Here is a 25541-nt window from a genome sequence, read left to right as displayed (position 1 = left end):
TCTGGTCCGCCTCAAGGGTAAACCGCGCGTGCCGCGCGGCCGCCGGCGCGGCCCTTGACCCGGATCAGATCGGGCGTTTGAAGCAGTAGAGGTCAGCCCTTGGGACGGGCGGCTTTCTCGTCGATGCCGCTGAGGCCCTGACGATCTGCCAGCACCGCGAGCACGTCGTCCAGTGCCACGTCACGGGCGGCCAGCATCACCAGGAAGTGATAAAGCACATCGGCGCCTTCGCTGGCGAGTTTCGCCTTGTCGTCCTTCACGGCTTCGATGATGGCTTCGATGGCTTCCTCGCCGAATTTCTCGGCACATTTCTCGGGCCCCTTGGACAGGAGTTTGGCCGTCCAGGACGTATCGGGATCAGCCCCCTTGCGGGAGAAGATGGTGGTTTCCAGATCGTGCAGCAGGCTCATCACGTTGCCTTTCAGGTCAGTCGCATCGGTATCCCGGCGGCGGCCATGTGTTCCTTGGCCTCCTGGATGGTGTATTCGCCGAAATGGAAGATCGACGCGGCCAGCACCGCCGAGGCGCCGCCCTCGGTGACGCCTTCGACCAGGTGGTCGAGCGTTCCCACCCCGCCAGAGGCGATCACCGGCACATCCACCGCATCCGAGATCGCGCGCGTCAGCGGCAGGTTGAAGCCGGATTTGGTGCCGTCCCGGTCCATCGAGGTCAATAGGATCTCGCCCGCGCCCTTGGCGACCACAGTCTTGGCAAACTCTACCGCATCGATGCCGGTTTCGCGGCGTCCGCCGTGGGTGAAGATCTCCCATTTGCCGGGGGAGACGGTCTTGGCATCGATCGCGACCACGATGCACTGGCTGCCGAACTGCGCAGAGGCTTCGGCCACCACATCGGGGTTGGCCACGGCGGCTGAGTTGAACGAGACCTTGTCGGCCCCGGCCAAGAGCAGCGCCCGCACGTCTTCCTTGCTGCGCACACCGCCGCCCACGGTCAGCGGTACAAAGCACTGTTCGGCGGTGCGGCGCACCATGTCGAACATGGTGCCGCGGTTTTCATGGGTTGCGTGAATGTCGAGAAAGCAGATCTCGTCGGCGCCGGCGGCATCATAGGCCTTGGCGGCCTCGACGGGGTCGCCCGCATCGCGCAGGCCGACGAAGTTCACGCCCTTGACCACGCGGCCATCGGCAACATCGAGACAGGGGATGATGCGGGTTTTCAGCATGAGGTATTGGCCCTTGATCGCGGGAGTGTTGCTCTGTCTTTACTGACCGCGGGGCGCAGATGCAATCGGGGCGGAGTGTCTGGCGATGCGGCGCATCGAATCGTGCACGATCAGCACGTGAAAGGGCATCACCGCCAAGAGGTAGAGACGCCCCAGCAGGTTGTTGCGATGAACCCAGGTTGCCATGTGGATGCGGCCTTCCTGTTGCATCACGCAGATGCGGAAATTCAGGTGGCTGTCGTCCGTGCCCAGGATCAGCTCGTTTGCGTCTTCATGGACCACTGGAAAGATCGCATCCGCACCCTTGTCAGAGACTTCGGTCTTGAGGCCGAGGGGCGCCACGATCCTATTGCGCAGGGTCAATAGCGCCTGCGCCCACCTCGGCAGTGCAAGCCCCAAGTCGGCCGCAGCACGGGGGGACAGGTCGCTGTCAACGGCGTAGCCATCGATGAAATCACCGGATTGAACGTTGGCCCAAAGATGCGAATGCAGGGGCAGGGGCGTTTTTGAAATCAAAGACATGAGGCACCTTTTCCAAATGCCGCCATCCAATCCAATTCCCAAGGCCTGTGCAAAGCGGCGCGGTGCCGCAGGCCTGTTGCGACGGTTTATCCTTTCAGAATGGCAAGCGCCTCGGCCAGATCAATTGCTCCATCATAAAGCGCGCGGCCCGAAATGGCGCCATTCAGCGCCGCGCCGCAGGATTTCAACGCCCGCAGATCGTCGAGCGAGGACACCCCGCCCGAGGCGATCACTGGGATCGACACCGCATTGGCAAGATCCGCCGTGGCCTCGACGTTCGGACCCTTCATGGCGCCATCACGCATGATGTCGGTGTAGATGATGGCGGCGACGCCTGCGTCCTCGAAGGATTTTGCAAGATCGGTCACCATCACATCGGTTTCTTCGGCCCAGCCCTTGGTGGCGACGCGGCCATTGCGGGCGTCGATGCCGACGGCGACCTTGCCGGGGAACGCACGTGCGGCCTCGCGCACCAGGTCGGGGTTTTCCACCGCCACGGTGCCAAGGATCACGCGGGCAAGCCCCTTGTCGATCCAGTTCTCGATGGTCTTCATGTCGCGGATGCCACCACCGAGCTGCGCGGGCACCTTGCACTGTTTCAGGATCTCCTCCACCGGGGCGGCATTGACCGGCTCACCGGCGAAGGCGCCGTTCAGATCGACCAGATGCAGCCATTCGCAGCCCTTGGCGACAAACTCCAGCGCCTGGGCGGCGGGGTTGTCGTTGAACACGGTGGTCTTGTCCATGTCCCCGTGCAAAAGGCGCACGGCCTGGCCGTCCTTGAGGTCGATGGCGGGATAGAGGATCATGGTCGTCAGTCCTTGTCTCTGAAGGGGATCGCCCAGAGGGCTGGCAGGGTTTTGCCGGTTCTATGGCAGCAGGGAGGCGGGATTGCAACGCGACCCAAAGTCAAGCTTGCCTGAAAAGCACCTGTCGCGCCAAACTGAACGCAAAGAGGGAGGAAACACCGATGAAGACACTGACACTGGGTCTGACTTTTGCCCTGACACTGGCCACCGGCGCCTTTGCCGATCAGGTCGCTGGCAAGTGGAAGACACAAGAGGGCGAGGAAGGCGGCTATCTGCATGTGGATATCGCGCCCTGCGGTTCCAGCATCTGCGGCACGATTGCCAAGGCCTATGGCGCCGGGGGCGGGGTGACCGCCGATTATGAGCACCTGGGCAAACGGCTGATCTGGGACATGAAGGCGGATGGTGGCGGCAGCTATTCTGGCGGCAAAATCTGGGCGCCGGACGCGGACAAGACCTACAAGTCCAAGATGTCGCTGGACGGCAACCGCCTGGAGGTGAAGGGCTGCGTTGCGGGCGGGTTGATCTGCCGGGGGCAGACCTGGACGCGCGTCAACTGATCCGGCGGGGCTGCCGTCTGCGCAATCAGAACAGCCCCAACTGAACCGGGATCGGTACGTAGCCGCGGCTGATGTGGCGATCCCGCGCTTCTTCGAGCAGCTGCAATGCCTCGGCGTGCTGGCTGAAATAGGCGCGCCGCTGCTGCCCGCCGGGGGCGGCAATGGGCCCAAGGGCCTGCTCCACGCACCAGTCTCCGAACAGGGTCTGGCTCAGCCGCAAGACGCAATAGCGGTGGCGTCCGCGGTGGTGGTCGAATTTTTCCAGTCTGATCTGCAAGGGGGCGGGGCCTGAACGGGTTTCAAGTCTACCCCATATGCCGTGAAGTGCCGGGCCTGTCCATTCCCGTCCTCCGGACCGCCGAGGGGCGGCCCGGAAGGGGGGGCTGCGGTGCCAAGGCTTTGTGCAGCGCGTGGGCGTCAAACGGCCCCGGTGTATTCGCCGCGCGCCGGGTAGTCGTTGGCAATGGCGAAATCGAGGGCCGAGACCAGTTCCGAGAAATGCGGCCGCACGAAGGGCATGGTCTGAACCGACCCGTAATACAGGGTCTGCTCGGGCGTCACCATGAACAGGCCGGGTTCGGAAAACAACGCCGGCTCCTCGATCCCGATGGAGGTTTTCCCGCGTGAGGTCGAGATATAAAGTCCCCAGTCCTTGGCCTCTTGCAGCGGCAGGTCATAGGCAAAGCGCAGGCCCTTGGCTTCGACCTTTTCGGCCATCTCGCGGGTGCGCTCTTCACCGTCCGAGCTGATGGCGATGGTGCCGACGCCCCGTTCGGCGAAATCGGCGGTCTTCTTCTCCAGTTCCTTCAGGTAATTGGCGCAGATCGGGCAGTGCAGGCCGCGATAGAAGCAGATCACCGTGCCGCGGCTGCTGGCCTCCGTGGCAAGATCGAAGGTGCCGCCGCCCAAGAGCGGCAGGGTGAGGTTCGGGGTTTTCTGGCGGGGCATCAGCATGAAAGCTCTCCTATTAGAATGCAGGGCAGGGCGCCCGTGAGTGGTGGTGCGCTCTCTATGGGGTAAATCTCTGCTTGAAAAATCCGAATAACATGACATTTATTCCGATGCTGGTTGTGGGGGCGGAAAATGGACAGATTGTCGAGCCTGATGGCGCGCTTTCGCATGACCGTGGGCGCGGTAGAGCCCGCTGCGGCCAATCTACTGGTCTACGGTCACGGAGGTGAGGATCTGTCGCGGCTGGTTTTCCATCCGGCGGGGGTAGGGATTGCCCTTGGCCGCGATGCCGACCTTGCCCTGCGGGTGGAGTGGGCCGGGCCGCATAATCCGCTGGTGGCGGCCCTGCCGGACCGGGTTGAGGTGAACCTCGAACAGGCGCCCGAGTTGAAGGCGATTCTCGATCTGATCCGGCAGGAGGTGGAGGTGCACCGCTGCGGGGCCGAGAGCATCCTTGCGAGCCTTGGTCAGGCGGCCATGGTGCGACTGCTGCGGCATCTGATCGAGGCGGGCACGGCAGAGCCGGGGCTCCTCGCGGGTCTCTCCGATCTGCGCCTTGCGCGGGCCATCGTGGCGATGCACGACCATCCGGGACGGGTCTGGAGCACGCAGGATCTGGCGATGGAGGCGGGGCTGTCCCTGTCGCGGTTTTCGGAGCTGTTTTCGAAGCAGGTGGGCGAAAGCCCGATGAGCTATCTGCGCCGCTGGCGGCTGACCCTTGCGCGGCAGGATCTCATGCGCGGGGATCGGGTCGATGCGGTGGCGCGGCGCTATGCCTATGAGTCTCCTGAAGGCTTCACCCGCGCGTTTCGGCGCGCCTATGGCTGCGCGCCGGTGTCCTTGCGCAAAGGGGTGGCCTGATCCTGCAAAAGTGTCAGGGCTTCCAGGTCAGGAAATTACCGATCATGCGCAGGCCCACGTGCTGGCTTTTCTCCGGGTGGAACTGCATGCCCAGCATGGTGCCCTTGCCGATGACCGCGGTGACATCGCCGCCATAATCCACATGGGCCAACCGCTCGGCCGGGTCAGTGACCCGGAAGTGGTAGGAGTGCACGAAATAGCAGTGATCGCCGGAGGATATGCCCGCGAACACCGGGTGGTCATGGTCGATCACCAGATCGTTCCATCCCATGTGCGGCACCTTGAGGGCTGGGTCTTCGGGGGTGATCTTCACCACATCGCCGCCGATCCAGTCCAGACCTGGCGTGTCCTGGTATTCATGGCCTGTGGTGGCCATCAGCTGCATCCCGACGCAGATGCCGAGGAAGGGGCGGCCCTTGTCCTCGACCGCGTGAACCATGGCGTCATAGATGCCCTTGTGACCGCGCAGCTCTTCCGCACAGGCGGGAAAGGCGCCATCGCCGGGCAGCACCAGCCGGTCGGCACGGGCGACCACATCGGCGTCGGATGTGACCACAACCTCGCCCGCGTCCACCTCCTGCGCCATGCGCTGAAAGGCTTTCTCGGCAGAGTGGAGATTGCCGCTTTCGTAGTCGATGATCGCCGTCAGCATCGCGGGGGTCCTTCCTGTCTTGCCCGTTTGAAGTGGCCAATAATGGCTGCGGGGTCAAGAGGAGGATCGCGGCTCCAGCCCGTCGAGGAGCGCAATGACCTGCGCGAAGGGACCGTCGTGGATGGGTGGGGGCGGGCTGCCGAACTCCCCGGAGAGGTAGAGCAGGGTGAAACCGTGGATCAGCGACCAGATCTGGGTTTCCACGACCAGACGATCCTGCCCCGGTGCAACAAAGGGCGCCGCCACATCGCGCAGGGTGAGATAGGCGTCGGCCTCTTCCTTGCCGCCGCCATGCACAAGGCCCGCCAGACCCTGATCGCCGAAAATCACCGCAAGAATGCCGGGATGATCCAGCCCGAATTGCAGGTAGCCCCTGCACAGCGACCTGAGCCGCCCCCTCGGGTCCTGTGGGCCGCCGTCGCAGGCGGTTTGCAGGTAGTGTGAAAACAGGCGAAAGCCTTCCTCGGCGATGGCCTGTTTCAGCCCCGCCAGCCCATCGAAGTGATGCGCGGGCGCCGCGTGCGAGACACCGGCGCGGGCGGCGCATTTGCGCAAACTCAGCGCCTTGAGGCCGCCTTCCTCAAGAAGGTCGATGCCGGCGTTGACGAGAGCGGCCTTCAGGTCGCCGTGATGATGGCGGCTCTTCACGTTTTCTTGTGTCATGTCGGGTTTATCACCGGCAAACTTGACGGCGTCAAGTTTTGGCGTATCCTGACTGCAGCTTGACAGTGTAAAGTTGGCGTTGTGGCAAGGAGAAATGAGATGTCGATGAATGCGCGGCCTGCGGGCTTTCCAAGGTGGGTGATCACCGCGATGTGGGTTTCTGCGGTGCTGATCGCGGTCGGCTCTTATCGTTTTCTGATCGCTGATGTGGCCCTCGTTATGCCCGCCATGCTGCATCATGCGCTGGAGCGGCCGGTGATGTTCTATCTGCACGTTGGTCTTGCACCGATCGCACTGGCCTTCCTGCCGGTACAGTTCTCCAAAGGCCTGCGAAAGAACCGCCCGGCTGTGCACCGCTGGCTGGGGCGGCTATATGGCGGTGCGATCCTTCTGGCCGGGATCAGCGGCATCTGGCTGGCCTATACGACCGAGGAGGGTCCGGTGGCCGCGGCGGGGCTGGGGCTGTTGTCGGTGGTCTGGCTATGGACGACGGGCACGGCGATCTGGCACGCGATGAAGCGCCGGATTGTGCAGCACCGCGCCTGGATGATCCGGTCTGCCGCGCTGACGCTGGCTGCTGTCACCCTGCGGGTTTACCTGCCGATTGGTTCTGCTACTGTGGGGTTCGAGGCCAGCTATCCGATCATCTGCTGGCTGGCCTGGGTGCCCAACCTGATGCTCGCCGAATGGATCCTGCGCCGGGGCCGCGGCGCGCCGGTGGGCGCCACGGCCTAAGGTTGCGTCAGAGTGCGCCCTTGGTGGACGGGATCGCATCGCCTTTTCGCGGATCGGTCTCGACCGCATCGCGCAAGGCACGGGCCACGGCCTTGAAGGCGGCTTCGGCGATGTGGTGGCTGTTGAACCCGTGGAGCTGGTCGATATGGAGCGTGATGCCGCCATGGGTGCTGAGCGCCTGGAAGAACTCGCGCACCAGTTCGGTATCAAACGTGCCGATCTTGGGCGTCGGCAGGGTCACGTTCCAGATCAGGAAGGGGCGCGCCGACAGGTCCAGCGCGCAGCGCACCTGGGCGTCATCCATCGGCAGGTGGCATTCGCCATAGCGGCGGATGCCCTTTTTATCTCCCAAAGCTTTCACCAAAGCCTGACCCAGCGCAATGCCGGTGTCCTCGACCGTGTGGTGGTCGTCGATGTGATAATCGCCCTTGGCACGGATGGTCATGTCGATGAGCGAGTGCCGCGCCAACTGGTCCAGCATGTGATCGAAGAAGCCGACACCGGTCTGGTTGTCATAGGCCCCGGTGCCATCGAGGTTGATCTCCACCGAAATCTCGGTCTCGGCGGTGGAGCGGGTGATCTTTGCGCTGCGCATCTGCGGGCCATCCTTCGTCGTGTCGCCCGCAGGCCATTCGGCGACCTGGGGCTGGTCCTGCGCTTATAGGGCGGTGAGGGCTTCGCACTCAAGAGCGGTCAGTGCGAAACTCGGGCCCTGTTGCATCGGCAGCTGCGGGATTGCGCCTGCCTGCGCGCTGTGCCAGCTTTGCGCCAAATCGTCATTCCAGAACACCCAATGAAAGGGCGCCCATGTCGACCTGCGTTTTCATCCAGATCCGCTGCAAGCCCGGCACCACCTACAAGGTGGCCGAGGATATTGCGCTGCGGGAAATCCACTCCGAGCTTTACTCCACCAGCGGCGAATACGACCTGTTGATGAAGCTCTACATTCCCAAGGACGAGGATGTCGGGAAATACATCAATGATCACCTGCTGGTGATCCCGAATATCGAACGCTCTCTCACCACGATGACCTACAAGGTTTTCTGAGCCTCAGGTTCCAGAAACGAGAACACCCCGGTCTTGCGCCGGGGTGTTTTGGTTTTTTGGTGCGCAGTGGGCGATCAGACGGCGATCAGGCCTTGCTCTTTCAGCCGCTCATACGCCGTGTCGATCGAGGTCTTGAGGCGCTTCAGCATCTCGTCCACCTCTGCCTTGGTGATGATCAGCGGCGGACACAGGGCAACCGCGTTGCCTGCCACCGCGCGCAGGATCAGGCCGTTTTCCTCGCACAGCTTTTGCGCCATCGCGCCAGCGGCGCCTTTTTCAAAACTCGCGCCTGTGGTCTTGTTCGACACCAGCTCAAGCGCCGCGATCAGACCCTTGCCGCGCACTTCGCCCACCAGCGGGTGATCGGTGAAGATTTCGCGCAGCTGCGCCTGCATATGCGCGCCTACTTCGGCGGCATGGCCGAACAGGTTGTCGCGCTCGTAGATCTCCAGCGTTTTCAGGGCAGCGGCACAGGCGGCGGGGTGGCCGGAGTAGGTGTAGCCGTGGCCGAATACGCCGACCTCGTTCGAGGGGGCGACCATTTCCTTGTACATCCAGCCGGGAATGACCGATGCCGAGATGGGGAAATAGGCGGAGCTCAGCTGTTTGGCAAAGGTCATCAGGTCGGGCTTGATGCCCATGGTGGTGCAGCCGAAATCGGCGCCGGTGCGGCCAAAGCCACAGATCACCTCATCCGCCCAGACCAGAATGCCATGCTTGCGCAGCACCGCCTGCAGTTTCTCGTAGTAGCCTTCCGGCGGCACGATCACGCCCGAGGCGCCGGTGATCGGCTCCACGATCATCGCGGCAATGGTATCGGGGTCTTCGGCGATGATCTGCTGTTCCAGATTGTCGATGATGCGGTCCACGAACTGGGCTTCGGTTTCGTTGCCCTTGCGGCCCGTGTAATAATGCGGCGCGTCCGAGCGCAGGATGTGCAGCGCCTCGATCGGAGCATCGAAATGCGCAAGGTTCGCGGGCAGGGAGGTCAGCGAGCCAGCGGCCACGGTGACGCCGTGATAGCCGCGCTCGCGGGTGATGATCTTGCGCTTTTCCGGCTTGCCGATGGCGTTGAAGTAATAGCGCAGCATCTTGTAGTGGGTGTCATTGGCGTCCGAGCCGGAGTTGCCGAAGAAGAAATAGGCATCCTCCACCGGCACCATCGCTTTCAGTTTTTCCGCCAGCTTCTGGATCGGCTCGTGGGTCTTGCCGCCAAAAGTGTGCGAAAAGGACAGCTTGGTCAGCTGGTCCGTAATGGCCTCGATGACCTCGGTGTTGCCATAGCCCAGCGAGGTGCACCACAGGCCCGCAAGACCTTCGATGTACTCCTTGCCGTCCTTGTCATAGATATAGATGCCCTGTGCGTGATCCAGGCAAAGTTGCTCCGTCGCGGTCAGGTTGGTGGTGGGGTAGATGACAGGTGCCATGGCTGAACTCCTTTAGAAAAGAAACGCGTGGAGCGGATTGGATCGGCGGGCGGATTGCCGCTGGCGCAAGCATTGGCGCGTTTTTTCCCCTGCGTCAAAAGGAATTTGATCAAAAGTGCAGGGCCGCGTGCGAGAGGCTCGAAACACAAAAGCCGCCCCGAGGGACGGCCTTTGTGTTTCGAATGGAGCGGGCGAGGCGATTCGAACGCCCGACCCTAACCTTGGCAAGGTTATGCTCTACCCCTGAGCTACGCCCGCGCTGCCATTCGGTGTGCGGTGTTTAGAAAATCAGGCGGGGGGCTGCAAGCGCAAAATTCCGTCCGGGAGGGGATTTCTTGGGCGGTGCAAGAGATTGCAGTGGCTGAAAGACAAAAGCCGCCCCGATGGGACGGCCTTTTGTTTCGAATGGAGCGGGCGAGGCGATTCGAACGCCCGACCCTAACCTTGGCAAGGTTATGCTCTACCCCTGAGCTACGCCCGCGCTGCCATTCGGTGACCGGGTATTTAGGAAGTTCGGGCGAAAGGCGCAAGAGGAAAATCGCAGGCCTTTTCGGCAAGCAACCCCGCCAAGGTCTATCCCTCAGGCAGGGCAAAGCCGGCTTGCTTTGCAAGGCTGCGCTGCTGCGCGGTTTGCGGCACGCAAGAAATGAAAGCGCTGGCCGGGCAAGCCGGCAGGTCGAGCGCGCGGATCAGTTGGGAATCATACTGCCCCGAGAGCAGAAGGATTCCCTCGCGCGCCAGAATATCGCGGGCCCCGCGCCCCTTGTCCGAGCGGATCCTGCGCATGAAGTCCTTTTGCTGGGCCACCGCCTCCAGCACATCGCGCGGTACAGGGGTGCGCTGCACCTGCCGGAACAGTTCGGCCATGCGGGCATTGCCGGTTTCGGCGGCAAAGATGCGCAGGACCATCTCTTCGGGCAGCGGGCGCCAGAAATTGGCCGGATAGGGGTGATCGCGGAACAGCCAGTAGATATGGCGAAAGCCCTCGGCCGAGACCGAGCGTTTGGCGTCCTTGTTCTGCCCCGCCGTCAGGTAGTCGGGGCGGGCCACGATCAGGCCCAGATAGCAGCGCGCGCGTACCTCGTCGGCGGCGACCAGCAGGCAGACCTCGCCTAGTGCCTCGGTCGGGATCATCCAGTTGCTGCCCATGGTGTGTTTGATGTCCACATCATAGCCAAGGATGCGTGTGTCGAGCCGCCCCTTTTGCAGGCCAAGGAGGGCGCGCAGCTCAATCTCGACGCGGGTGCCGATATAGGTTTTCTCGGTCTTTTCCAGTTCCTCATAGGCGCGACGCCCGGTCTTGGGCGTCATGATCACGTCGTCGATGCACTGGCGCAGCATCTGCGGCACATCGTATTCCAGCGCCAGGCTGCCGCCCGCGCGGGTGGTGATCTCATCGGCCAGGGGGAACAGGATCCCGAAATCCGGATGGTTGGGATCGACACGGCTGTCGGGAATGTTCTGCTTCATGGAGACGAGCTTATTTCAAGAGCGCGCGGCCGGATAGGCGACACTGCAGCTCACGCCCGCACCGCGTGCAGGTTGGGCTTTGCAATCGCCGCCCTCAGCTGGCGGGCCACTGCCTCGGCCACGGGGGGCGGGAAGGCGTTGCCCACCTGGCGGTAGGCGTTGGTCTTGGCGCCGGTGAAATGCCAGGCGTCGGGAAAGCCCTGGATGCGGGCCACCATGCGCACCGTCAGGCGCGGCATGTCGTTGTGAAAGGGATCCGGCGCCTCATAGGCGATGGTGCGCCCCTCGACCCCAAGCGCGGCCCAGGCGCGGCGCGCGCGGGTTGGACCCAGATCCGGCCCGCCGTGCTTCTTGGAGCCGCCAACGATGGTGGGGGCGATTTCATCGGCCTTGGCGGCCCAGTCCTCGGCCCCGCGCCAGCCGCGTTCCTTCATCAGGTCAAGCAGTGTCGCGCCCACGGTAGGCGGGTTGTGCGGCAACGGCTCGGGCCAGTTGAACTGACCTGCGTATTCTTTGCGCAGGGCCACAATGGCCACGCGCGGGCGCAGCTGCGGCACGCCAAAGTCCGAGGCATTGAGCAGCCGCCAGTCGGTCTCATACCCGAGTTTTGCAAGCTGCCCCTTCAGTTTTTCACGGTAGTCGTGGAACACCGCGTCCAGAAAGCCACGCACGTTTTCGATCATCACGGCGCGGGGGCGGGTGGCATCGACGATCTCGATCGCGTCATCAAAGAGATTGCGCTCGTCCTTTTCGCCAAGCTGTTTGCCTGCCACCGAAAAGGGCGGGCAGGGCAGGCCGCCGGCCAAGAGGTCAATCCCTTTGTAAGCATGGGCGTCCTCCTTGAAGGCGCGCACGTCTTCTTCGAGCACGTTCCATGTGGGGCGATTGTGGCGCAGGGTGGCGCAGCAGTGCTTGTCGATCTCCACCAGTGCGGTGTGATCGAAACCGGCGCGCTCCAGTCCCAAGGCCTGGCCGCCCGCACCCGCACAGAGTTCAACCGATGTCAGCATTCTGTTCTGCCTGCCCTGTTTCTGCCCGTGCGGGCCGTTCTTGCTCTGTTCCCTTGGCGGGTAGTCCTAATCGCAACACCGATTCCGCGCAAGGTCAAGCGACAAGGGGGCTGGGGAAGGATGTATCCAAAAACACGAAAGGCCGCCATATGGCGGCCTGTTCGGTGGTCCAAATGGAGCGGGCGAGGCGATTCGAACGCCCGACCCTAACCTTGGCAAGGTTATGCTCTACCCCTGAGCTACGCCCGCGCTGCCATTCGGTGAGCGGTGGAATATTCATTCTGCCGACAGGCTGCAAGCGAAAAAATGTACTCCGGCTGCAAATTCTTTTGATTTTCTGCGACGGAATGCGGCTGAGGCAGCGTTGAACCGGTAACCAGATCGCCGCAAGGGAGGCCTATTGATGTTGAGAGGGAAGAAGCCATCAGATTTCGCCCGGATCGCTGCTTTGATAGCGGCGATTGCGCTGGCCAGAGTTCTGATGCCGGGTGCGATCACCGAGGAGACAGAGAACGCCGGCCCGCTGCTCTCGCAGCCTGCTCCGATCTATGTGAAGACCATCCGCGAGCTGCGCCCGGTGCCGCAGATCAGGTCAGCGCAGGGCTTCGACGTTTAACGGCTACACAAGGGCATGGGCGAGAAGACCAAGCCCTGCGGCCAGCACCATGACGAGGTTCAGTACAATACCGACCTGCCGCAGGATCAGGATCTGCGGACGTTTGGTAAACCCGATGGCATGAAGGATTCGCCCTCCGATCAGCATCACTCCAAGGGCGTGCATTGCCATGGCAGGCGCGCCCTGGCTTTCGACCGCTGCCATCAGGATCAGGCCGATGGGCACATATTCCACGAAGTTCCCCTGGGCACGGATGGCCACCAGAACCGCGCGGTTGTCGCCATCCCCGATCGAAACCTTGTGTCTGATCCGCTGCCGACTGACGCCCAGCGTCAGGTAGACAAACATGAGCGCCGCAGCACCGGCATACATGGACGTGATAACAAACATCGGCATTTCCTCCCGGTGGAGCCGTATCAATGGTTAAGTTCTTTTTTGGAACTTATTTAATAGCAGGGTTTTTGAAGGTGTGAAGCCGCAATGTAGCGATGCTCACGTGAGGTCATGCGCTTTCCCGATACCATCGGGGTGACGGTCGGGCCCGACGCGGACCATTGAAAATGCCGAAGGCAGACCCACCATCGGAACGATCCGCGACATTGGGGGTGTGGCTTGCGTTTTCTGCTGAGTATTCTGTTTGGGACTGTCCTTGCCTCCTGTGCGCCAGTGCCCAGGCAGGCCGGTGACATCGTGGTGATCGGAGATTCGGTTCTGGCGTGGAACCGGTCGGATGGCAGGGACATTGGCAGCATCATTGCGGCGGATCTGGACCGGCCCGTCGTGAACCGCGCCAATTTCGGGGCGCAAATCCGTGCTGGCAACGCGTCGTCCTTGCTGCGCCTCAGCATCCCTGACCAGTTGCCGGACGGGCCGTGGAACTGGGTAGTGATGAACGGCGGTGCCAATGACCTTGGCTTCTCCTGTGGCTGCACGCGCTGCGCAGGCGAGATCGAGGCCTTGATTTCACCTGACGGACAGAAGGGGGCAATCCCGGATCTGATTTCACAGGCGCAGTCCCAGGGGGCCAGGGTTCTGTGGCTTGGCTACTACCGCGCGCCCGAAACCCGCTCGTTTGAAGGGTGCCGTCCCGGCCTTGTGGAGATCGAGCGACGCATCGCCCGGCTCGCATCCACGCGCGCCGGTGTTTTCTTTCTGGATGCGGAGGATGTGCTGGCCCCGCCGCTGCGCGAGCATTTCGACCGCGACCGCACGCACCCGTCGGCTCTTGGCTCAAAGCTGATTGGCGCAGCGGTGGCGGACATCATGAAAGCGCAAGAATAGACTGAACTATCCGAAAAGGGCGCCGCTCCTGATTGGAGGGCGCCCTTTTGCATCATCTGCGATTGGCTTTATTCCAGTTCGATCAAGAGATCCTTGGCATCGATCTGTCCGCCCGGCTGCACGAGCACGGCCTTGACTACAGCGTCACGTTCGGCATGCAGGCCGGTTTCCATCTTCATGGCTTCGATGGTCAGCAGAAGATCGCCTTCGTGCACCTGCTGACCCGCCTGCACCGCGACCGTGGCAACAACGCCCGGCATCGGCGCGCCGATGTGGTTTGCGTTGCCCGCTTCGGCCTTGGGGCGGGCGGCAGTGGTGGATTTCACAAGCCGGTTCGGCACCCGGATCACGCGCGGCTGGCCGTTCAGCTCGAAGAAGGCCTTCACCTCGCCGTTTTCATCGGTTTCACCGAGGGCCTGCAGGCGGATTTCCAGCGTCTTGCCTGGATCGATCTCGGCCGAGATCTCGTCGCCGGGTTCCATACCATAGAAGAAGGTATGTGTCGGCAGGGTGCGCACCGGGCCGTATTCACGGTGGCGCCCCATGTAATCGAGAAAGACCTTGGGATACATCAGGTAGCCGTTCAGATCCTCGTCATCGACCTTCTTGCCTTCCAGCGTCCTGGACAGTTCGGCGCGGGTTGCTTCCAGATCCACGGGCTCAAGGTGCTTGCCGGGGCGCTCGAGGTTGGGCGCTTCGCCTTTCAGCACCTTGGCGACAATGCCGTCCGGGAAACCGCCCGGAGGCTGGCCGAGGTTTCCGCGCATCATGTCCACGACCGAGTCGGGGAAGGAAACATCGGTCGCGGGATCCTCGACCTCGGCGCGGCTCAGGCCCTGGCTGACCATCATCAGCGCCATGTCGCCAACCACCTTGGACGAGGGCGTCACCTTCACGATGTCGCCGAACATCTGGTTCACGTCGGCATAGGTCTGGGCGACCTCGTGCCAGCGCTCTTCGAGACCAAGCGAGCGCGCCTGCGCCTTGAGGTTTGTGAACTGGCCGCCTGGCATTTCGTGCAGGTAGACCTCGGAGGAGGGCGCCTGCATGCCGGATTCGAAGGCCGCGTAATGCGCGCGCACGTCATCCCAGTAGTCCGAGATCTCGCGGACCTTTGTGATATCCAGCCCGGTGTCGCGGTCGGTGTGGCGCAGCGCTTCGACCACGGTGCCCAGCGTCGCCTGCGAGGTGTTGCCGGAAAAGGCGTCCATGGCGCAGTCCACCGCATCAACGCCCGCCTCGGCAGCGGCGAGGATGGTGGCCACGGCCACCCCTGCGGTGTCATGGGTGTGGAAGTGGATCGGCAGGCCGACCTCTTCCTTCAGGGCCTTGATCAGCTGGCGGGCTGCGACGGGTTTCAGAAGGCCGGCCATGTCCTTGAGGCCAAGCACATGGGCGCCCGCAGCCTCCAGTTCCTTGGCCATGCCGACGTAGTATTTCACGTCATACTTGGCGCGGGCCGGATCGTTGATGTCGCCGGTATAGCAGATGGTGCCTTCGCAGATCTTTCCGCTCTCGTTCACGGCGTCCATGGCGACGCGCATGTTCTCGACCCAGTTGAGGCTGTCGAAGACGCGGAAGACGTCGATGCCCTTGGCGGCTTCCTTGACGAAGAACTGCACCACGTTGTCAGGGTAGTTGGTGTAGCCAACCCCGTTTGAGCCGCGCAGCAGCATCTGGGTCATCAGGTTCGGCATCGCCTCGCGCAGATCGCGCAGGCGCTGCCAGGGGCATTCCTGCAGGAACCGGTAAGCCACATCGAACGTGGCCCCGCCCCAGCATTCGACCGAGAACAGCTGGGAAAGATTCTTCGCATAGGCGGGGGCCACCTTGATCATGTCGATCGACCGCATTCGGGTCGCCAAGAGCGACTGGTGCCCGTCGCGCATGGTGGTGTCGGTGATCAGAAGCTGGCGCTGGGCCTTCATCCAGTCAGCAACGGCCTGCGGGCCTTTCTGCTCCAAGAGGTTGCGGGTGCCATAGGGCAGATTGCCGGTCTCGACCTTTGGCGCGCGCGGATCCTTGAGGCCGGGCTTGGGCTCTGGCCGTCCTTCGGTTTCGGGATGCCCGTTGACGCTGATATCGGCGATATAGGTCAGAACCTTGGTGCCGCGGTCCTGACGCTTGGCGAACTGGAACAGCTCGGGCGTGTCGTCGATGAACTTGGTGGTATATTCATTGTTGAGGAAGGTCGGATGCTTCAGCAGGTTTTCCACGAAGGCGATATTGGTTGAGACACCACGCACGCGGAATTCGCGCAGGGCGCGGTCCATGCGGGCAATCGCCTTTTCCGGGGTCGGCGCCCAGGCGGTGACCTTGGTCAACAGACTGTCGTAGTAGCGCGTGATCACCCCGCCCGCATAGGCGGTGCCGCCATCCAGACGGATGCCCATGCCGGTGGCCGACCGGTAGGCGGTGATGCGGCCATAGTCAGGGATGAAGTTGTTCAGCGGATCCTCGGTCGTCACACGGGTTTGCAGCGCATGACCATTGAGGCGGATTTCGGACTGGTCCGCCTTGCCGGTGGCCTCGGCCAGGGGCTTGCCTTCGGCGATCAGGATCTGCGCCTGAACGATGTCGATGCCGGTGACTTCCTCGGTGACGGTGTGTTCCACCTGAACGCGGGGGTTCACCTCGATGAAGTAGAAGTTGCCGGACTCCATATCCATCAGGAATTCGACGGTGCCCGCGCATTCGTAATTCACATGGGCGCAGATCCGGCGACCGAGATCGCACAGCTCTTCGCGCTGGGCGTCGCTCAGGTAGGGGGCCGGGGCGCGCTCGACCACTTTCTGGTTGCGGCGCTGGACCGAGCAGTCCCGCTCCCACAGGTGATAGATTTCCCCGTGTTTGTCGCCAAGGATCTGAACCTCCACGTGGCGGGCGCGGGTGATCATCTTCTCCAGATACCCTTCACCGTTGCCGAATGCGGCTTCGGCCTCGCGGCGCCCTTCCAGCACCTTCTCCTCCAGCTCATCCTCGGAGAAGATCGGGCGCATGCCGCGTCCACCGCCGCCCCAGGACGCTTTGAGCATCAAGGGATAGCCGACCTCGGCCGCTTCTTTCTTGATGGCAGCCATGTCATCGCCCAGCACCTCGGTCGCGGGAATGACCGGCACGCCCGCCTCGATCGCCACGCGCCGCGCCGAGGCCTTGTCGCCCAGGGCGCGCATGGTTTCGGCCTTGGGGCCGATGAAGGTGATGCCATTGCGCGCGCAGGCATCGACGAAATCGGGGTTCTCCGACAGCAGGCCATAGCCCGGATGGATCGCATCGGCGCCCGACTCCTTGGCGACGCGGATGATCTCGTCAATCGAGAGGTAGGCGGCCACGGGGCCAAGGCCTTCGCCGATGCGGTAGGCCTCATCCGCCTTGAAGCGGTGCAGGCCCAGCTTGTCCTCCTCGGCATAGACCGCGACGGTCTTCTTGCCCATTTCATTGGCGGCGCGCATCACGCGAATGGCGATCTCGCCGCGGTTGGCGATCAGGATTTTCTTGAAGTCGGTCATAGCTTCCCCCGAGGTCATGAAGTCTGGCGGTGTGTTAGGCGCTCATGAGCGCGCGGTATACTCGTAGTTCTGGGTATTTTGCAGCCTGATTGCGCTCTCATTTTGCATGATAGCGCCCCCATTTGACGCAGAGGCGTCGCGGACCCGGCGGCTCTCACGAAAGAGCGGGGTCCTTGCGACAGCTGCGCCCGGATAGCGGCCTAGCCTTTCGGTGCAAAAAACGGACAAGGGCCTATGCCGATGCACAAGACCGGCCTGCGCCGACTTGCGGTATAACATCCTCCTGCGCCGAGCTGCTCGGCGCCTCGGCTTCGGGGGGTGTAAGCTGCAACCTTGAACCTCACAGGAGACTCGATGCACAGAATTGTCTACTCCAGCCAATTGACCCGGAAAATGTCGCCAGGCGAGATTGAGCGCCTTGTCGAGGAGTCGCGGCGCAACAATCTGCGTGACGATGTTACCGGCTATCTTCTGCACAACGACTCGCAGTTTTTCCAGGTGCTTGAGGGGCCCGAGGATGTCTTGGTGCAACGATACAGCAGGATTGCCGGGGATCCGCGGCACGGCCATCTGCGCCTGGTGCGAAGCGAACCCATCGAGGCGCGGGCATTCGCCAACTGCCCGATGGGGGTGCTGACCTCCGAACACCTGCCGGCCTGGTCCTGTTGAAGCCAGTTTTCCCTGTTTGCTCCGCTCCCGGCGATCGGTGCTCTGCGTGGGGATCATGCCCAGGTATTGCGGCTGCTGCACAGGCTGTTCTCGCGTCTTGAGCAGGACATGACCGCGTGATCTGATCACGACAGGATCCGGCGCGGCAAATCGCGAACCTGCTGCAGCGTGCCAAGGCCGAGCTGTCCCATATTGGCCTCAAGATCCTTTCTCAGAATATCGACCACATGGTCCGGACCGCCCACGCCAAGGGCTGCAAGGGCATAATGAAAGCCGCGCGCCAGCATCACGAAGTCTGCGCCAAGCGCCAGCGCGCGCAGGATGTCGAGACCGCCCTCTATGCCGCTGTCAAAGATCAGCGGCAGATCGGTTGCCGCGCGGATCTCGGGCAGCACCTCGATCGCCGCAGGGCCGCCGTCGAACTGTCGGCCTGCATGGTTCGACACCCAAAGCGCATCGACACCGATCTGTTGCAGCGGGGCTGCATCTTCCGCGCGCATCACACCCTTGATGACAAAGGGGCCATCCCAGTTGTCCCGGAGCCAGCGCACATAGTCCATATCGGGCGAGGTGCGCAGCAGATAGCCGATATGCGCCGTGGACGAGCGGCTCTGCCCGGTCGCCTCGGCAGTGTACTTGTCCAGCGTGCGCATATGCGGCATGCCGCCCTCGTGGCGGTGTTGGCGGGCCATGCCCATGGCCCAGGTCGGGCGCATGGCCACCTGCGCCAACAGGCGCGGGGTCAGGCGCGGGGGCTGGGTGAGACCGGATCTCGTCTGGCGTTCCCGGCGCGAGGCAACGGGGACATCCACCGTCAGCACCAGCACCTTGAAGCCGGCATCTCGCGCCCGCGCCAGCATGTCCTTGCGGATGCCTTCGTCCTTGGGCGGGTAAAGCTGATACCAGGCCTGATCTCCAAGATGCGGCGCCAGATCCTCGGGGGATTGGCTGGCGACGGTGGACAGGCTGTATGGAATACCATTGCGCGCGCCGCAGCGGGCAAGATGGCCTTCGGCGTCTGGCCAGATCAACCCTGACATTCCGACCGGTGATATGCCAAAGGGCAGTGGCAGCGTTTGACCAAAGATCTGGGTGGACAAGTCGATCTCGAGCGGACCGTGCAGGATCGACGGAAGGAAACCGACCCTGTCCAGTGCTGCACGGTTGCGCGCCGTGGTTGTCTCCAGCCCGGTTGCGCTGTCCAGATACTCCCAGACAAAACGCGGAAGCCGCCGCTGTGCGCGCGCGCGCAGATCGGAAAGGCCGGGATAGTGCTGGTGCAGATCTTGAGCCGCTGTCATGGGCGCATAATTGCTGCTTTGCAGCGAGAGTCTAGCGAAATGTTACAGAAATCTAACGGGGCGGCCACGACCGGGTCTTTGGCAGGCTGGAGATGGCGCAGGCTATGACAAAAGAGCCGTGAACATAGTGTGAACGTCCCCTTTCCCAGAGCCATGAATCGCGCTATTGTCCCGCCCATGAGCAGTTTCGATGAAATGGACGCCTTCGAGGGCGCCTCTCTCTCCGCCCGCGCCATGGCCGCGCGCCCGAAACCCTATCTGGACGGGCTGAACCCCGCCCAGCGGGAGGCGGTGGAATGTCTGGATGGTCCGGTGCTGATGCTGGCCGGCGCCGGCACGGGCAAGACCAAGGCGCTGACCACGCGGATCGTGCACCTTCTGACGCTGGGGCAGGCGCGCCCGAACGAGATCCTCGCCGTGACCTTCACCAACAAGGCCGCGCGCGAGATGAAGGAACGGGTGGGGCGGATGCTGGGCCAGCCCGCCGAAGGCATGCCCTGGCTGGGGACGTTTCACTCGATCTGTGTGAAACTGTTGCGCCGCCATGCGGAACTGGCCGGGCTGAAGTCGAACTTCACCATTCTGGACACGGACGACCAGATCCGCCTTTTGAAACAGCTGATCCAGGCGGCCGGGATCGACGACAAGCGCTGGCCCGCGCGGATGCTGGCGGGGATCATCGATGACTGGAAGAACCGCGCGCTGACACCGGAAAAGGTGCCTGCCGCCGACGCCAGCGCTTATAACCATCGCGACACCGAACTCTACGCCCAATACCAGACCCGCCTGAAAGAGCTGAACGCCGTCGATTTCGGCGATCTCCTCTTGCACATGGTGACGATCTTCCAGACCCACCCGGACGTTCTGGCGCAATACCAGCGCTGGTTTCGCTACATCATGGTGGACGAATATCAGGACACCAACGTGGCGCAGTACATGTGGCTGCGGCTGCTGGCGGCGGGGCACAAGAACATCTGCTGTGTTGGCGATGACGACCAGTCGATCTACGGCTGGCGCGGCGCTGAGGTGGGCAACATCCTGCGGTTCGAAAAGGATTTTCCCGGCGCCAAGGTTGTCCGGCTGGAGCAGAATTACCGCTCGACCGAACATATCCTGGCGGCGGCCTCTGGCGTGATCCGGGGCAATGCGGGGCGTCTGGGCAAGGAGCTGTGGACCGATGCGACGGGCGGCGAAAAGGTGCGCCTGATCGGCCATTGGGACGGCGAGGAAGAAGCGCGCTGGATCGGCGAGGAAATCGAATCCATGCAGCGCGGCACCCGTGGTCAGGCGCCTGTGGACCTGAACAACATGGCGATTCTCGTGCGGGCCTCGCACCAGATGCGCGCCTTCGAGGACCGCTTTCTGACCATCGGTCTGCCTTACCGCGTCATTGGCGGGCCGCGTTTCTATGAACGGCTCGAGATCCGCGATGCCATGGCCTATTTCCGCCTCGTGGTCTCGCCCGAGGACGATCTGGCCTTTGAACGCATCGTCAACACGCCCAAACGCGGCCTTGGCGATAAGGCGCAGCAGAAAATCCAGATCGCGGCGCGGGAGAACGGTGTGTCCCTGCTGGAGGGCGCGCGCCTCGCCGTCGAAAGCGGTGAGATCAAGGGCAAGGGAGGCGCGGCGCTGCGCCAGCTGGCCGAGGATCTGCGCCGCTGGGGCCGGATGACCGGCGATCCCGACATCAGCCATATGGAACTGGCGGAAATCGTGCTCGATGAGTCGGGCTACACCACCATGTGGCAGATGGACAAGAACCCGGACAGTCCGGGCCGCCTTGAGAACCTCAAGGAACTGGTGAAGGCGCTGGAGAATTTCGACAACCTGCAGGGCTTCCTCGAACATGTCAGCCTGGTGATGGACAATGACAAGCAGGACGCCGAGCAGAAGGTCTCGATCATGACCCTGCACGCGGCCAAGGGCCTGGAGTTTCCGGCCGTCTTCTTGCCAGGCTGGGAGGATGGTCTTTTCCCCTCGCAACGGTCGATGGATGAAAGCGGGCTCAAGGGGCTCGAGGAGGAGCGGCGCCTGGCCTATGTGGGCATCACCCGCGCCGAAGCGGTCTGCACGATCTCCTTTGCGGGAAACCGGCGGGTGTTCGGGCAATGGCAATCGCAGCTGCCCTCGCGGTTTATTGATGAGTTGCCCGAGGAACACGTGGAGGTGCTGACGCCGCCCGGCCTTTATGGCGGGGGGTACGGCGCGGCGGCGGGCGGCCCTCAGGTCAAATCCCGTATCGACGAGCGCGAGGCCCAGGCCGATGGCTACAACTCTCCCGGCTGGAAGCGCATGCAGGCCCGCGCCAGCGAACGTGGCCTTTCGCAGCCCCGCGAAAGCCGAACCCAGGTGATTGACCTAACGGCGACCTCAAGCTTCACGCTGGGAGAGCGCGTGTTTCACCAGAAATTCGGCTATGGCGCGATCACGGATATCGAAGGTGACAAGCTGGAAGTGGATTTTGAAAAGGCTGGTCTCAAGAAGGTGGTTGCGAAATTCGTGACCGCTCATGACGACGTTCCGTTCTGACAGTCCGCAATTGAAAGAAGAGGCGGTCGGATCGCAAAGCGATCCGACCCGGGGGGGGGGGGGGGGGGGGGGGGGGGCCGCCCCCCCCCCCCCCCCCCCCCCCCCCCCCCCCCACGCCATTCCCCTGACGCACCCAAAGTTTGTGACGCACCCGATGCGAAAGGGTGCTCGGGCGCCGAATAACGCGGGCTGGGTGTGATGCGGCAGCGGTATCCCAAAAAAGAAAACGACGGTGCCAGGGAGGAGGAGAGGCACCGTCGTTCTTTGCAACATTCAGCCAAATGGGAGGAGGGGCCGAATGTATCAGATCCCGGGTTTGATCCCGGTATGAGGTGCGGCGACACCAGGGAGGAGGAGAGGTGCCGCCGCTCTGAACAACACCCGGCCAGATGGGAGGAGGAGGCCGGATGTATCAGATCCCGGGTTTGACCCCGGTATTGGGTGCGGTGACATCAGGGAGGAGGAAGATGTCACCGCGAGTTACAGACCCTAAAGGGAGGAGGAGAAAGGGCCTGATCTCGGTTATGCGTTTTCGTAAGCGGCCTGCAGGGCCAGACGCTTGATCATCGAACGGTTCAGACCCAGATCCGCCAGTTCGCGGTTGCTGAGCGAGGACAGCTCGCTGATGGTTTCACGGTACACGCGGTACCGTGCGAATTTGACTTTCAGCGCTTCGACAAAGGCCAGGCCGTTCTCAGCCACGGTGCCTTTGGAGGCGGAGATGTGATTTACTGCAGCCATCTGGCAGCTCCTCAATCTGGTTTCAAACAGTGTTATCTTGCGGTGCCGGTTAAGGCGTTTCTTGAACACCAATTTAAGGTTATGCTGCAGGTGCACAATCCCCAGAGTCGGCATTTCTGCTATGCGGCATTTGCATGGGTCTTGCGGGCGCCTCCCGCTCAAATGGCCAAAAAGACACCGAAAATGCTGGATTTGCCGCCATATTGGGCGCTCTGTGTCTGGCTTTGAGTGGGTGCCGTTACGGCAATTGTGCTTGGGCTGACGGGGCCGGAGCTATATCAGGTAGGGCGCCCTGCAGGGGGTGCCGAAACAAAAGGAGACGCCGATGGCCGTGACCCAGGATCAGATTCGTGACGCTCTCGAGCGGCTGGAACTGCCGGACGGGGGAACCCTTGTGTCGCGGGACATGCTGCGGGCGTTGCAGATCGAGGGCTCCAAGGTCAGTTTCGTGATCGAGGCGCCCAGCCCTGCCATCGCGCAGCAGATGGAGCCTTTGCGCCGCGCGGCCGAGGCTGTTGTCTTGACCCTCGAGGGGGTGGAGACTGTCTCCGTGGCCCTGACGGCGCATGGACCCGCCGCGCAGCCCGGCGGAAACTCTGGCGGTGGCCTCAAGATCGGTGGGCACCCCAAGGCGCAGCAGGGGCCGATCAAGCCGCAGGGAGTCGCCCGCATCTTGGCGGTTGGATCCGGCAAGGGCGGTGTGGGGAAATCGACTGTAAGTGCCAACCTGGCCGTTGCGCTTGCGCGGCAGGGTCGCAAGGTCGGGCTTCTTGATGCAGATATATACGGTCCCAGCCAGCCCCGGATGATGGGGGTCACCGGCAGGCCGTCCAGCCCCGATGGGCAGCGCATTACGCCTCTGCAGGCTCATGGGGTCACTCTGATGTCCATCGGCCTGATGGTGGACGACGCCAAGGCGGTGATCTGGCGCGGCCCGATGCTGATGGGGGCCTTGCAGCAGATGCTTGGCCAGGTGGACTGGGGAGAGCTGGACGTTCTGATCGTGGATCTGCCGCCCGGCACCGGAGATGTGCAGCTTACCTTATGCACCAAGGCTGAACTGACCGGCGCCATCGTGGTCAGCACGCCGCAGGATGTGGCGCTTATTGATGCCCGCAAGGCGCTCAACATGTTTGATCAGTTGAAGGTGCCGGTTCTGGGGTTGGTGGAAAACATGTCCTTCTTTACCTGCCCGGACTGCGGCGGCGAGCATCATATCTTTGGTCATGGTGGCACAGCGGCCGAGGCACAGCGGCTCGACCTTCCTTTGCTGGGGATGCTGCCGATCGATCTGGAGACGCGTCTGGCTGCCGACGGCGGCACGCCGATAGCGGCAGGGGATGGCGCCATGGCCGAGGCTTATGGGCGCATCGCGGCTGGCCTGGTGCAGGGCGGCATGGCGTAATCTGGCCGGTGGCAAGCCCAAAGCGGCGCGCAGGCTGCAGGTCAACCGACGGCCCTGCTTTGCGGGACGGGCAGCGGCTTTGGCATGGTGCGGCGCCGGAAGGGTGGAACGCCCGCCTAAGCGCCACGGGTTTTTGTACGCCTTGCCAGCAAGACCGGCCCGGCTGTCAGCCTGCAACGTCTCCTGACGTTGCAGGCTGAGTCATTTCTGGCGTGGGGGTCCGGTGGCGCCGTTCATGATCTCCTTCACGGTTGATTGAATGGAGGGTCACTGGAACCGACCTTGATCGGAGATGCGGTCACGATCCACAGGGTGGCGCGCGCGGCCGTCAAATACTGTCTGACCGGGCGCGATGCTGGAAATGGTGCGTCGAGCCTTGCGCGCTCTGCGCTGTTCTGTGTCTTGTTTGGGCTGTTTCGGGTTGGAGGATGCGCCCATGGGAAATCATGGGCGAGCATTGAGAGGCCTGCGGAGGGCGTGGGTCCGGATGCCGATAAAGGCGAATCGCATTTGTGTGTTTTGACGTGATTCTGACTGGAAACGGCTTGGCCATGACCGTTTTGAGGGGGTGCGCGTGGGAACATCGCGGGAACATTCGGCCTGCCACGAAAATGCCTCATTTTTTTTCTGGGAAACTATGGGTGCTCGAGGGTCGCGATGTGAACACTACATATAGGTATAAATATTAAAATTGGCGCAATTTAGGCTGTCTGCTTTGCGAAGGTTAATAGTGTGTTAACCGGAATTGCCCGTCTCTACCCGTGTTTGCCCACGCCGCCGTGAAGAAACCTATTGCCGTACCCTAATTTCCCATAGTATCCCTTTTGTCATCGAAAGAGAGCAAGGACGGGGCACCAAACGACCCCACGCGAAAACAAAACAAGCAGGTTTCATACAGGCCTTCGCTTTCATCGAACCAAGAGATCCGGCGCGCGAGCGAGCAGACATCCCCCCAGGTGGCGCGCGCAGTCGGACACCCCCGCAAGGCGGGACAAGGCGGCGGGTTGATCAGTGGCAGCAGATCAACCCGCCGCTTTCACTTCCACGGGGCAAAACACACCGCGAGGGACGCGAAAAAGGGACGGTAATTTGGGCCGCAGGTTCAGAGGCGAAAGCCACCATAAGGTGGACAGCAAGGGGCGGGTGTCTATCCCGGCTTCTTTTCGCCGCGTTCTGGAGGCTTGCGATCCCAACTGGCAGCAGCCCGGCGACAACCCCGAACTCGTGATCGTCTACGGTGACGACAGCCGCAAATTCCTTGAGTGCTATACGATGGAGGCAATCGAAGAAGTCGATGCCAAGATCGCCGAACTGCCGCGCGGCTCTTTTCAGCGCAAGCTTCTTGAGCGCATGTTCAATGGTCAATCCCTTCCGACCACGGTTGATGAGACGGGCCGCCTCGTGCTGCCTGCCAAGCTGCGGAGCAAGATCGGGCTTGAAGGTGAGGCCTTTTTCATTGCGTCGGGTGATACCTTCCAGATCTGGAAGCCGCAGACCTATGAAGAGGTCGAAATGGCCGAAGTCGAAAAACGGATGGCGGAACTGCCCGAAGGCTTTGATCCGCTGCAGTTTCTTGATGGCGCCGGAGGGGTTTAAG

At 62.5% G+C, this 25541-nt stretch carries 26 protein-coding genes and 3 tRNA genes; 10 read left to right on the top strand and 19 right to left on the bottom strand.

All coding sequences use genetic code 11. The features are described 5' to 3' along the window. Positions 1–92: 92 nt before the first annotated feature. The 4 genes from AADA15_RS10175 to hisA form a co-directional block, all read right to left on the bottom strand. The gene (locus AADA15_RS10175) at positions 93–410 is read right to left on the bottom strand and encodes a phosphoribosyl-ATP diphosphatase (protein WP_341641454.1); all 318 of its coding nucleotides are present in this window, start codon (positions 408–410) and stop codon (positions 93–95) included. 11 nt (positions 411–421) lie between these two features. Further along, positions 422–1183 carry an imidazole glycerol phosphate synthase subunit HisF gene (gene hisF / locus AADA15_RS10170; protein WP_341641453.1) on the bottom strand — a complete coding sequence of 254 codons (762 nt, stop codon included), beginning with the start codon at positions 1181–1183 and terminating at the stop codon, positions 422–424. A 39-nt stretch (positions 1184–1222) separates the two neighbouring features. Then, entirely contained in the window at positions 1223–1705 is a 483-nt protein-coding gene (locus AADA15_RS10165; RefSeq protein WP_341641452.1) for a DUF2867 domain-containing protein, read from the bottom strand. An 86-nt stretch (positions 1706–1791) separates the two neighbouring features. After that, on the bottom strand, positions 1792–2514 hold the full coding sequence (gene hisA, locus AADA15_RS10160; protein WP_341641451.1) for a 1-(5-phosphoribosyl)-5-[(5-phosphoribosylamino)methylideneamino]imidazole-4-carboxamide isomerase: 723 nt from the start codon (positions 2512–2514) through the stop codon (positions 1792–1794). 161 nt (positions 2515–2675) lie between these two features. On the opposite strand from hisA, the gene AADA15_RS10155 reads away from it, so the two are divergent. After that, positions 2676–3074 (top strand): DUF2147 domain-containing protein, encoded by a 399-nt coding sequence (locus AADA15_RS10155; RefSeq protein WP_341641450.1) that lies wholly within the window; start codon positions 2676–2678, stop codon positions 3072–3074. Between the two features lie 25 nt (positions 3075–3099). On the opposite strand, the gene AADA15_RS10150 is transcribed toward AADA15_RS10155, so the two are convergent. Together AADA15_RS10150 and AADA15_RS10145 are read right to left on the bottom strand one after the other, a co-directional pair. Beyond that, positions 3100–3351: a WGR domain-containing protein gene (locus AADA15_RS10150; protein ID WP_341641449.1), complete on the bottom strand. Its 252-nt coding sequence runs from the start codon at positions 3349–3351 to the stop codon at positions 3100–3102. 140 nt (positions 3352–3491) lie between these two features. Continuing rightward, a complete protein-coding gene (locus AADA15_RS10145; RefSeq protein WP_341641448.1) occupies positions 3492–4028 on the bottom strand; it encodes a peroxiredoxin-like family protein in 537 nt (178 codons plus the stop codon). Between the two features lie 129 nt (positions 4029–4157). Between AADA15_RS10145 and AADA15_RS10140 the strand changes: the two genes are divergently transcribed. Then, entirely contained in the window at positions 4158–4886 is a 729-nt protein-coding gene (locus AADA15_RS10140) for a helix-turn-helix transcriptional regulator (RefSeq protein ID WP_341641447.1), read from the top strand. A 13-nt stretch (positions 4887–4899) separates the two neighbouring features. Here AADA15_RS10140 and hisH read toward each other — a convergent pair whose 3' ends face one another. Continuing rightward, complete coding sequence (gene hisH, locus AADA15_RS10135; protein ID WP_341641446.1) at positions 4900–5538, bottom strand: imidazole glycerol phosphate synthase subunit HisH; 639 nt, start codon at positions 5536–5538, stop codon at positions 4900–4902. Between the two features lie 54 nt (positions 5539–5592). Beyond that, positions 5593–6201 carry a TetR/AcrR family transcriptional regulator gene (locus AADA15_RS10130; RefSeq protein WP_341641445.1) on the bottom strand — a complete coding sequence of 203 codons (609 nt, stop codon included), beginning with the start codon at positions 6199–6201 and terminating at the stop codon, positions 5593–5595. Between the two features lie 99 nt (positions 6202–6300). On the opposite strand from AADA15_RS10130, the gene AADA15_RS10125 reads away from it, so the two are divergent. After that, entirely contained in the window at positions 6301–6936 is a 636-nt protein-coding gene (locus tag AADA15_RS10125) for a DUF2306 domain-containing protein (RefSeq protein ID WP_341641444.1), read from the top strand. Positions 6937–6943: 7 nt separating this feature from the next. Here AADA15_RS10125 and hisB read toward each other — a convergent pair whose 3' ends face one another. Next, complete coding sequence (hisB, locus tag AADA15_RS10120; RefSeq protein ID WP_341641443.1) at positions 6944–7531, bottom strand: imidazoleglycerol-phosphate dehydratase HisB; 588 nt, start codon at positions 7529–7531, stop codon at positions 6944–6946. Between the two features lie 212 nt (positions 7532–7743). Here hisB and AADA15_RS10115 point away from each other — a divergent pair, with 212 nt between their 5' ends. After that, the gene (locus tag AADA15_RS10115; protein ID WP_192963825.1) at positions 7744–7983 is read left to right on the top strand and encodes an Lrp/AsnC family transcriptional regulator; all 240 of its coding nucleotides are present in this window, start codon (positions 7744–7746) and stop codon (positions 7981–7983) included. 74 nt (positions 7984–8057) lie between these two features. Here the strand turns inward: AADA15_RS10115 and AADA15_RS10110 are convergent, their stop codons facing one another. From AADA15_RS10110 to AADA15_RS10085, 6 genes are all read right to left on the bottom strand, one after another. Then, positions 8058–9410, bottom strand: coding sequence for an aminotransferase (locus AADA15_RS10110; RefSeq protein ID WP_341641442.1), 1353 nt, complete (start codon positions 9408–9410; stop codon positions 8058–8060). Between the two features lie 183 nt (positions 9411–9593). Further along, positions 9594–9668 (bottom strand) — tRNA-Gly (locus AADA15_RS10105). A gap of 148 nt (positions 9669–9816) precedes the next feature. Beyond that, positions 9817–9891: transfer RNA gene (locus tag AADA15_RS10100), tRNA-Gly, on the bottom strand. Between the two features lie 92 nt (positions 9892–9983). After that, positions 9984–10880 (bottom strand): NaeI family type II restriction endonuclease, encoded by an 897-nt coding sequence (locus tag AADA15_RS10095; protein WP_341641441.1) that lies wholly within the window; start codon positions 10878–10880, stop codon positions 9984–9986. 50 nt (positions 10881–10930) lie between these two features. After that, positions 10931–11890 carry a DNA cytosine methyltransferase gene (locus tag AADA15_RS10090; RefSeq protein WP_341641440.1) on the bottom strand — a complete coding sequence of 320 codons (960 nt, stop codon included), beginning with the start codon at positions 11888–11890 and terminating at the stop codon, positions 10931–10933. Positions 11891–12064: 174 nt separating this feature from the next. Beyond that, positions 12065–12139, bottom strand: a tRNA-Gly gene (locus AADA15_RS10085). A gap of 154 nt (positions 12140–12293) precedes the next feature. On the opposite strand from AADA15_RS10085, the gene AADA15_RS10080 reads away from it, so the two are divergent. Further along, positions 12294–12506 carry a hypothetical protein gene (locus AADA15_RS10080; RefSeq protein ID WP_341641439.1) on the top strand — a complete coding sequence of 71 codons (213 nt, stop codon included), beginning with the start codon at positions 12294–12296 and terminating at the stop codon, positions 12504–12506. A 3-nt stretch (positions 12507–12509) separates the two neighbouring features. On the opposite strand, the gene AADA15_RS10075 is transcribed toward AADA15_RS10080, so the two are convergent. After that, positions 12510–12896: an MAPEG family protein gene (locus AADA15_RS10075; protein ID WP_341641438.1), complete on the bottom strand. Its 387-nt coding sequence runs from the start codon at positions 12894–12896 to the stop codon at positions 12510–12512. Between the two features lie 222 nt (positions 12897–13118). Between AADA15_RS10075 and AADA15_RS10070 the strand changes: the two genes are divergently transcribed. Beyond that, positions 13119–13787 (top strand): SGNH/GDSL hydrolase family protein, encoded by a 669-nt coding sequence (locus AADA15_RS10070; protein WP_341641437.1) that lies wholly within the window; start codon positions 13119–13121, stop codon positions 13785–13787. A 68-nt stretch (positions 13788–13855) separates the two neighbouring features. Here the strand turns inward: AADA15_RS10070 and AADA15_RS10065 are convergent, their stop codons facing one another. Beyond that, the gene (locus AADA15_RS10065) at positions 13856–17296 is read right to left on the bottom strand and encodes a pyruvate carboxylase (RefSeq protein ID WP_341641436.1); all 3441 of its coding nucleotides are present in this window, start codon (positions 17294–17296) and stop codon (positions 13856–13858) included. A 354-nt stretch (positions 17297–17650) separates the two neighbouring features. On the opposite strand from AADA15_RS10065, the gene AADA15_RS10060 reads away from it, so the two are divergent. Then, positions 17651–17965 (top strand): BLUF domain-containing protein, encoded by a 315-nt coding sequence (locus tag AADA15_RS10060; RefSeq protein ID WP_341641435.1) that lies wholly within the window; start codon positions 17651–17653, stop codon positions 17963–17965. A gap of 125 nt (positions 17966–18090) precedes the next feature. Here AADA15_RS10060 and AADA15_RS10055 read toward each other — a convergent pair whose 3' ends face one another. Further along, positions 18091–19266 carry an alpha-hydroxy acid oxidase gene (locus AADA15_RS10055; protein ID WP_341641434.1) on the bottom strand — a complete coding sequence of 392 codons (1176 nt, stop codon included), beginning with the start codon at positions 19264–19266 and terminating at the stop codon, positions 18091–18093. 177 nt (positions 19267–19443) lie between these two features. Between AADA15_RS10055 and AADA15_RS10050 the strand changes: the two genes are divergently transcribed. Further along, complete coding sequence (locus tag AADA15_RS10050; RefSeq protein WP_341641433.1) at positions 19444–21798, top strand: ATP-dependent helicase; 2355 nt, start codon at positions 19444–19446, stop codon at positions 21796–21798. Between the two features lie 522 nt (positions 21799–22320). Here the strand turns inward: AADA15_RS10050 and AADA15_RS10045 are convergent. Next, positions 22321–22539, bottom strand: coding sequence for a DUF1127 domain-containing protein (locus AADA15_RS10045; RefSeq protein ID WP_341641432.1), 219 nt, complete (start codon positions 22537–22539; stop codon positions 22321–22323). Between the two features lie 325 nt (positions 22540–22864). Between AADA15_RS10045 and AADA15_RS10040 the strand changes: the two genes are divergently transcribed. Further along, a complete protein-coding gene (locus AADA15_RS10040; protein ID WP_341641431.1) occupies positions 22865–23944 on the top strand; it encodes an Mrp/NBP35 family ATP-binding protein in 1080 nt (359 codons plus the stop codon). Positions 23945–25033: 1089 nt separating this feature from the next. After that, the gene (gene mraZ, locus AADA15_RS10035) at positions 25034–25540 is read left to right on the top strand and encodes a division/cell wall cluster transcriptional repressor MraZ (RefSeq protein ID WP_341641430.1); all 507 of its coding nucleotides are present in this window, start codon (positions 25034–25036) and stop codon (positions 25538–25540) included. Position 25541 lies beyond the last annotated feature (1 nt).

It is taken from the genome of Phycobacter sedimenti (genome assembly GCF_038148855.1).
GTDB classification, from domain to species: domain Bacteria; phylum Pseudomonadota; class Alphaproteobacteria; order Rhodobacterales; family Rhodobacteraceae; genus Phycobacter; species Phycobacter sedimenti.
The sequence above is the reverse complement of the archived record's forward strand: the minus strand, read 5'-3'. Positions and strand labels throughout refer to the sequence as shown.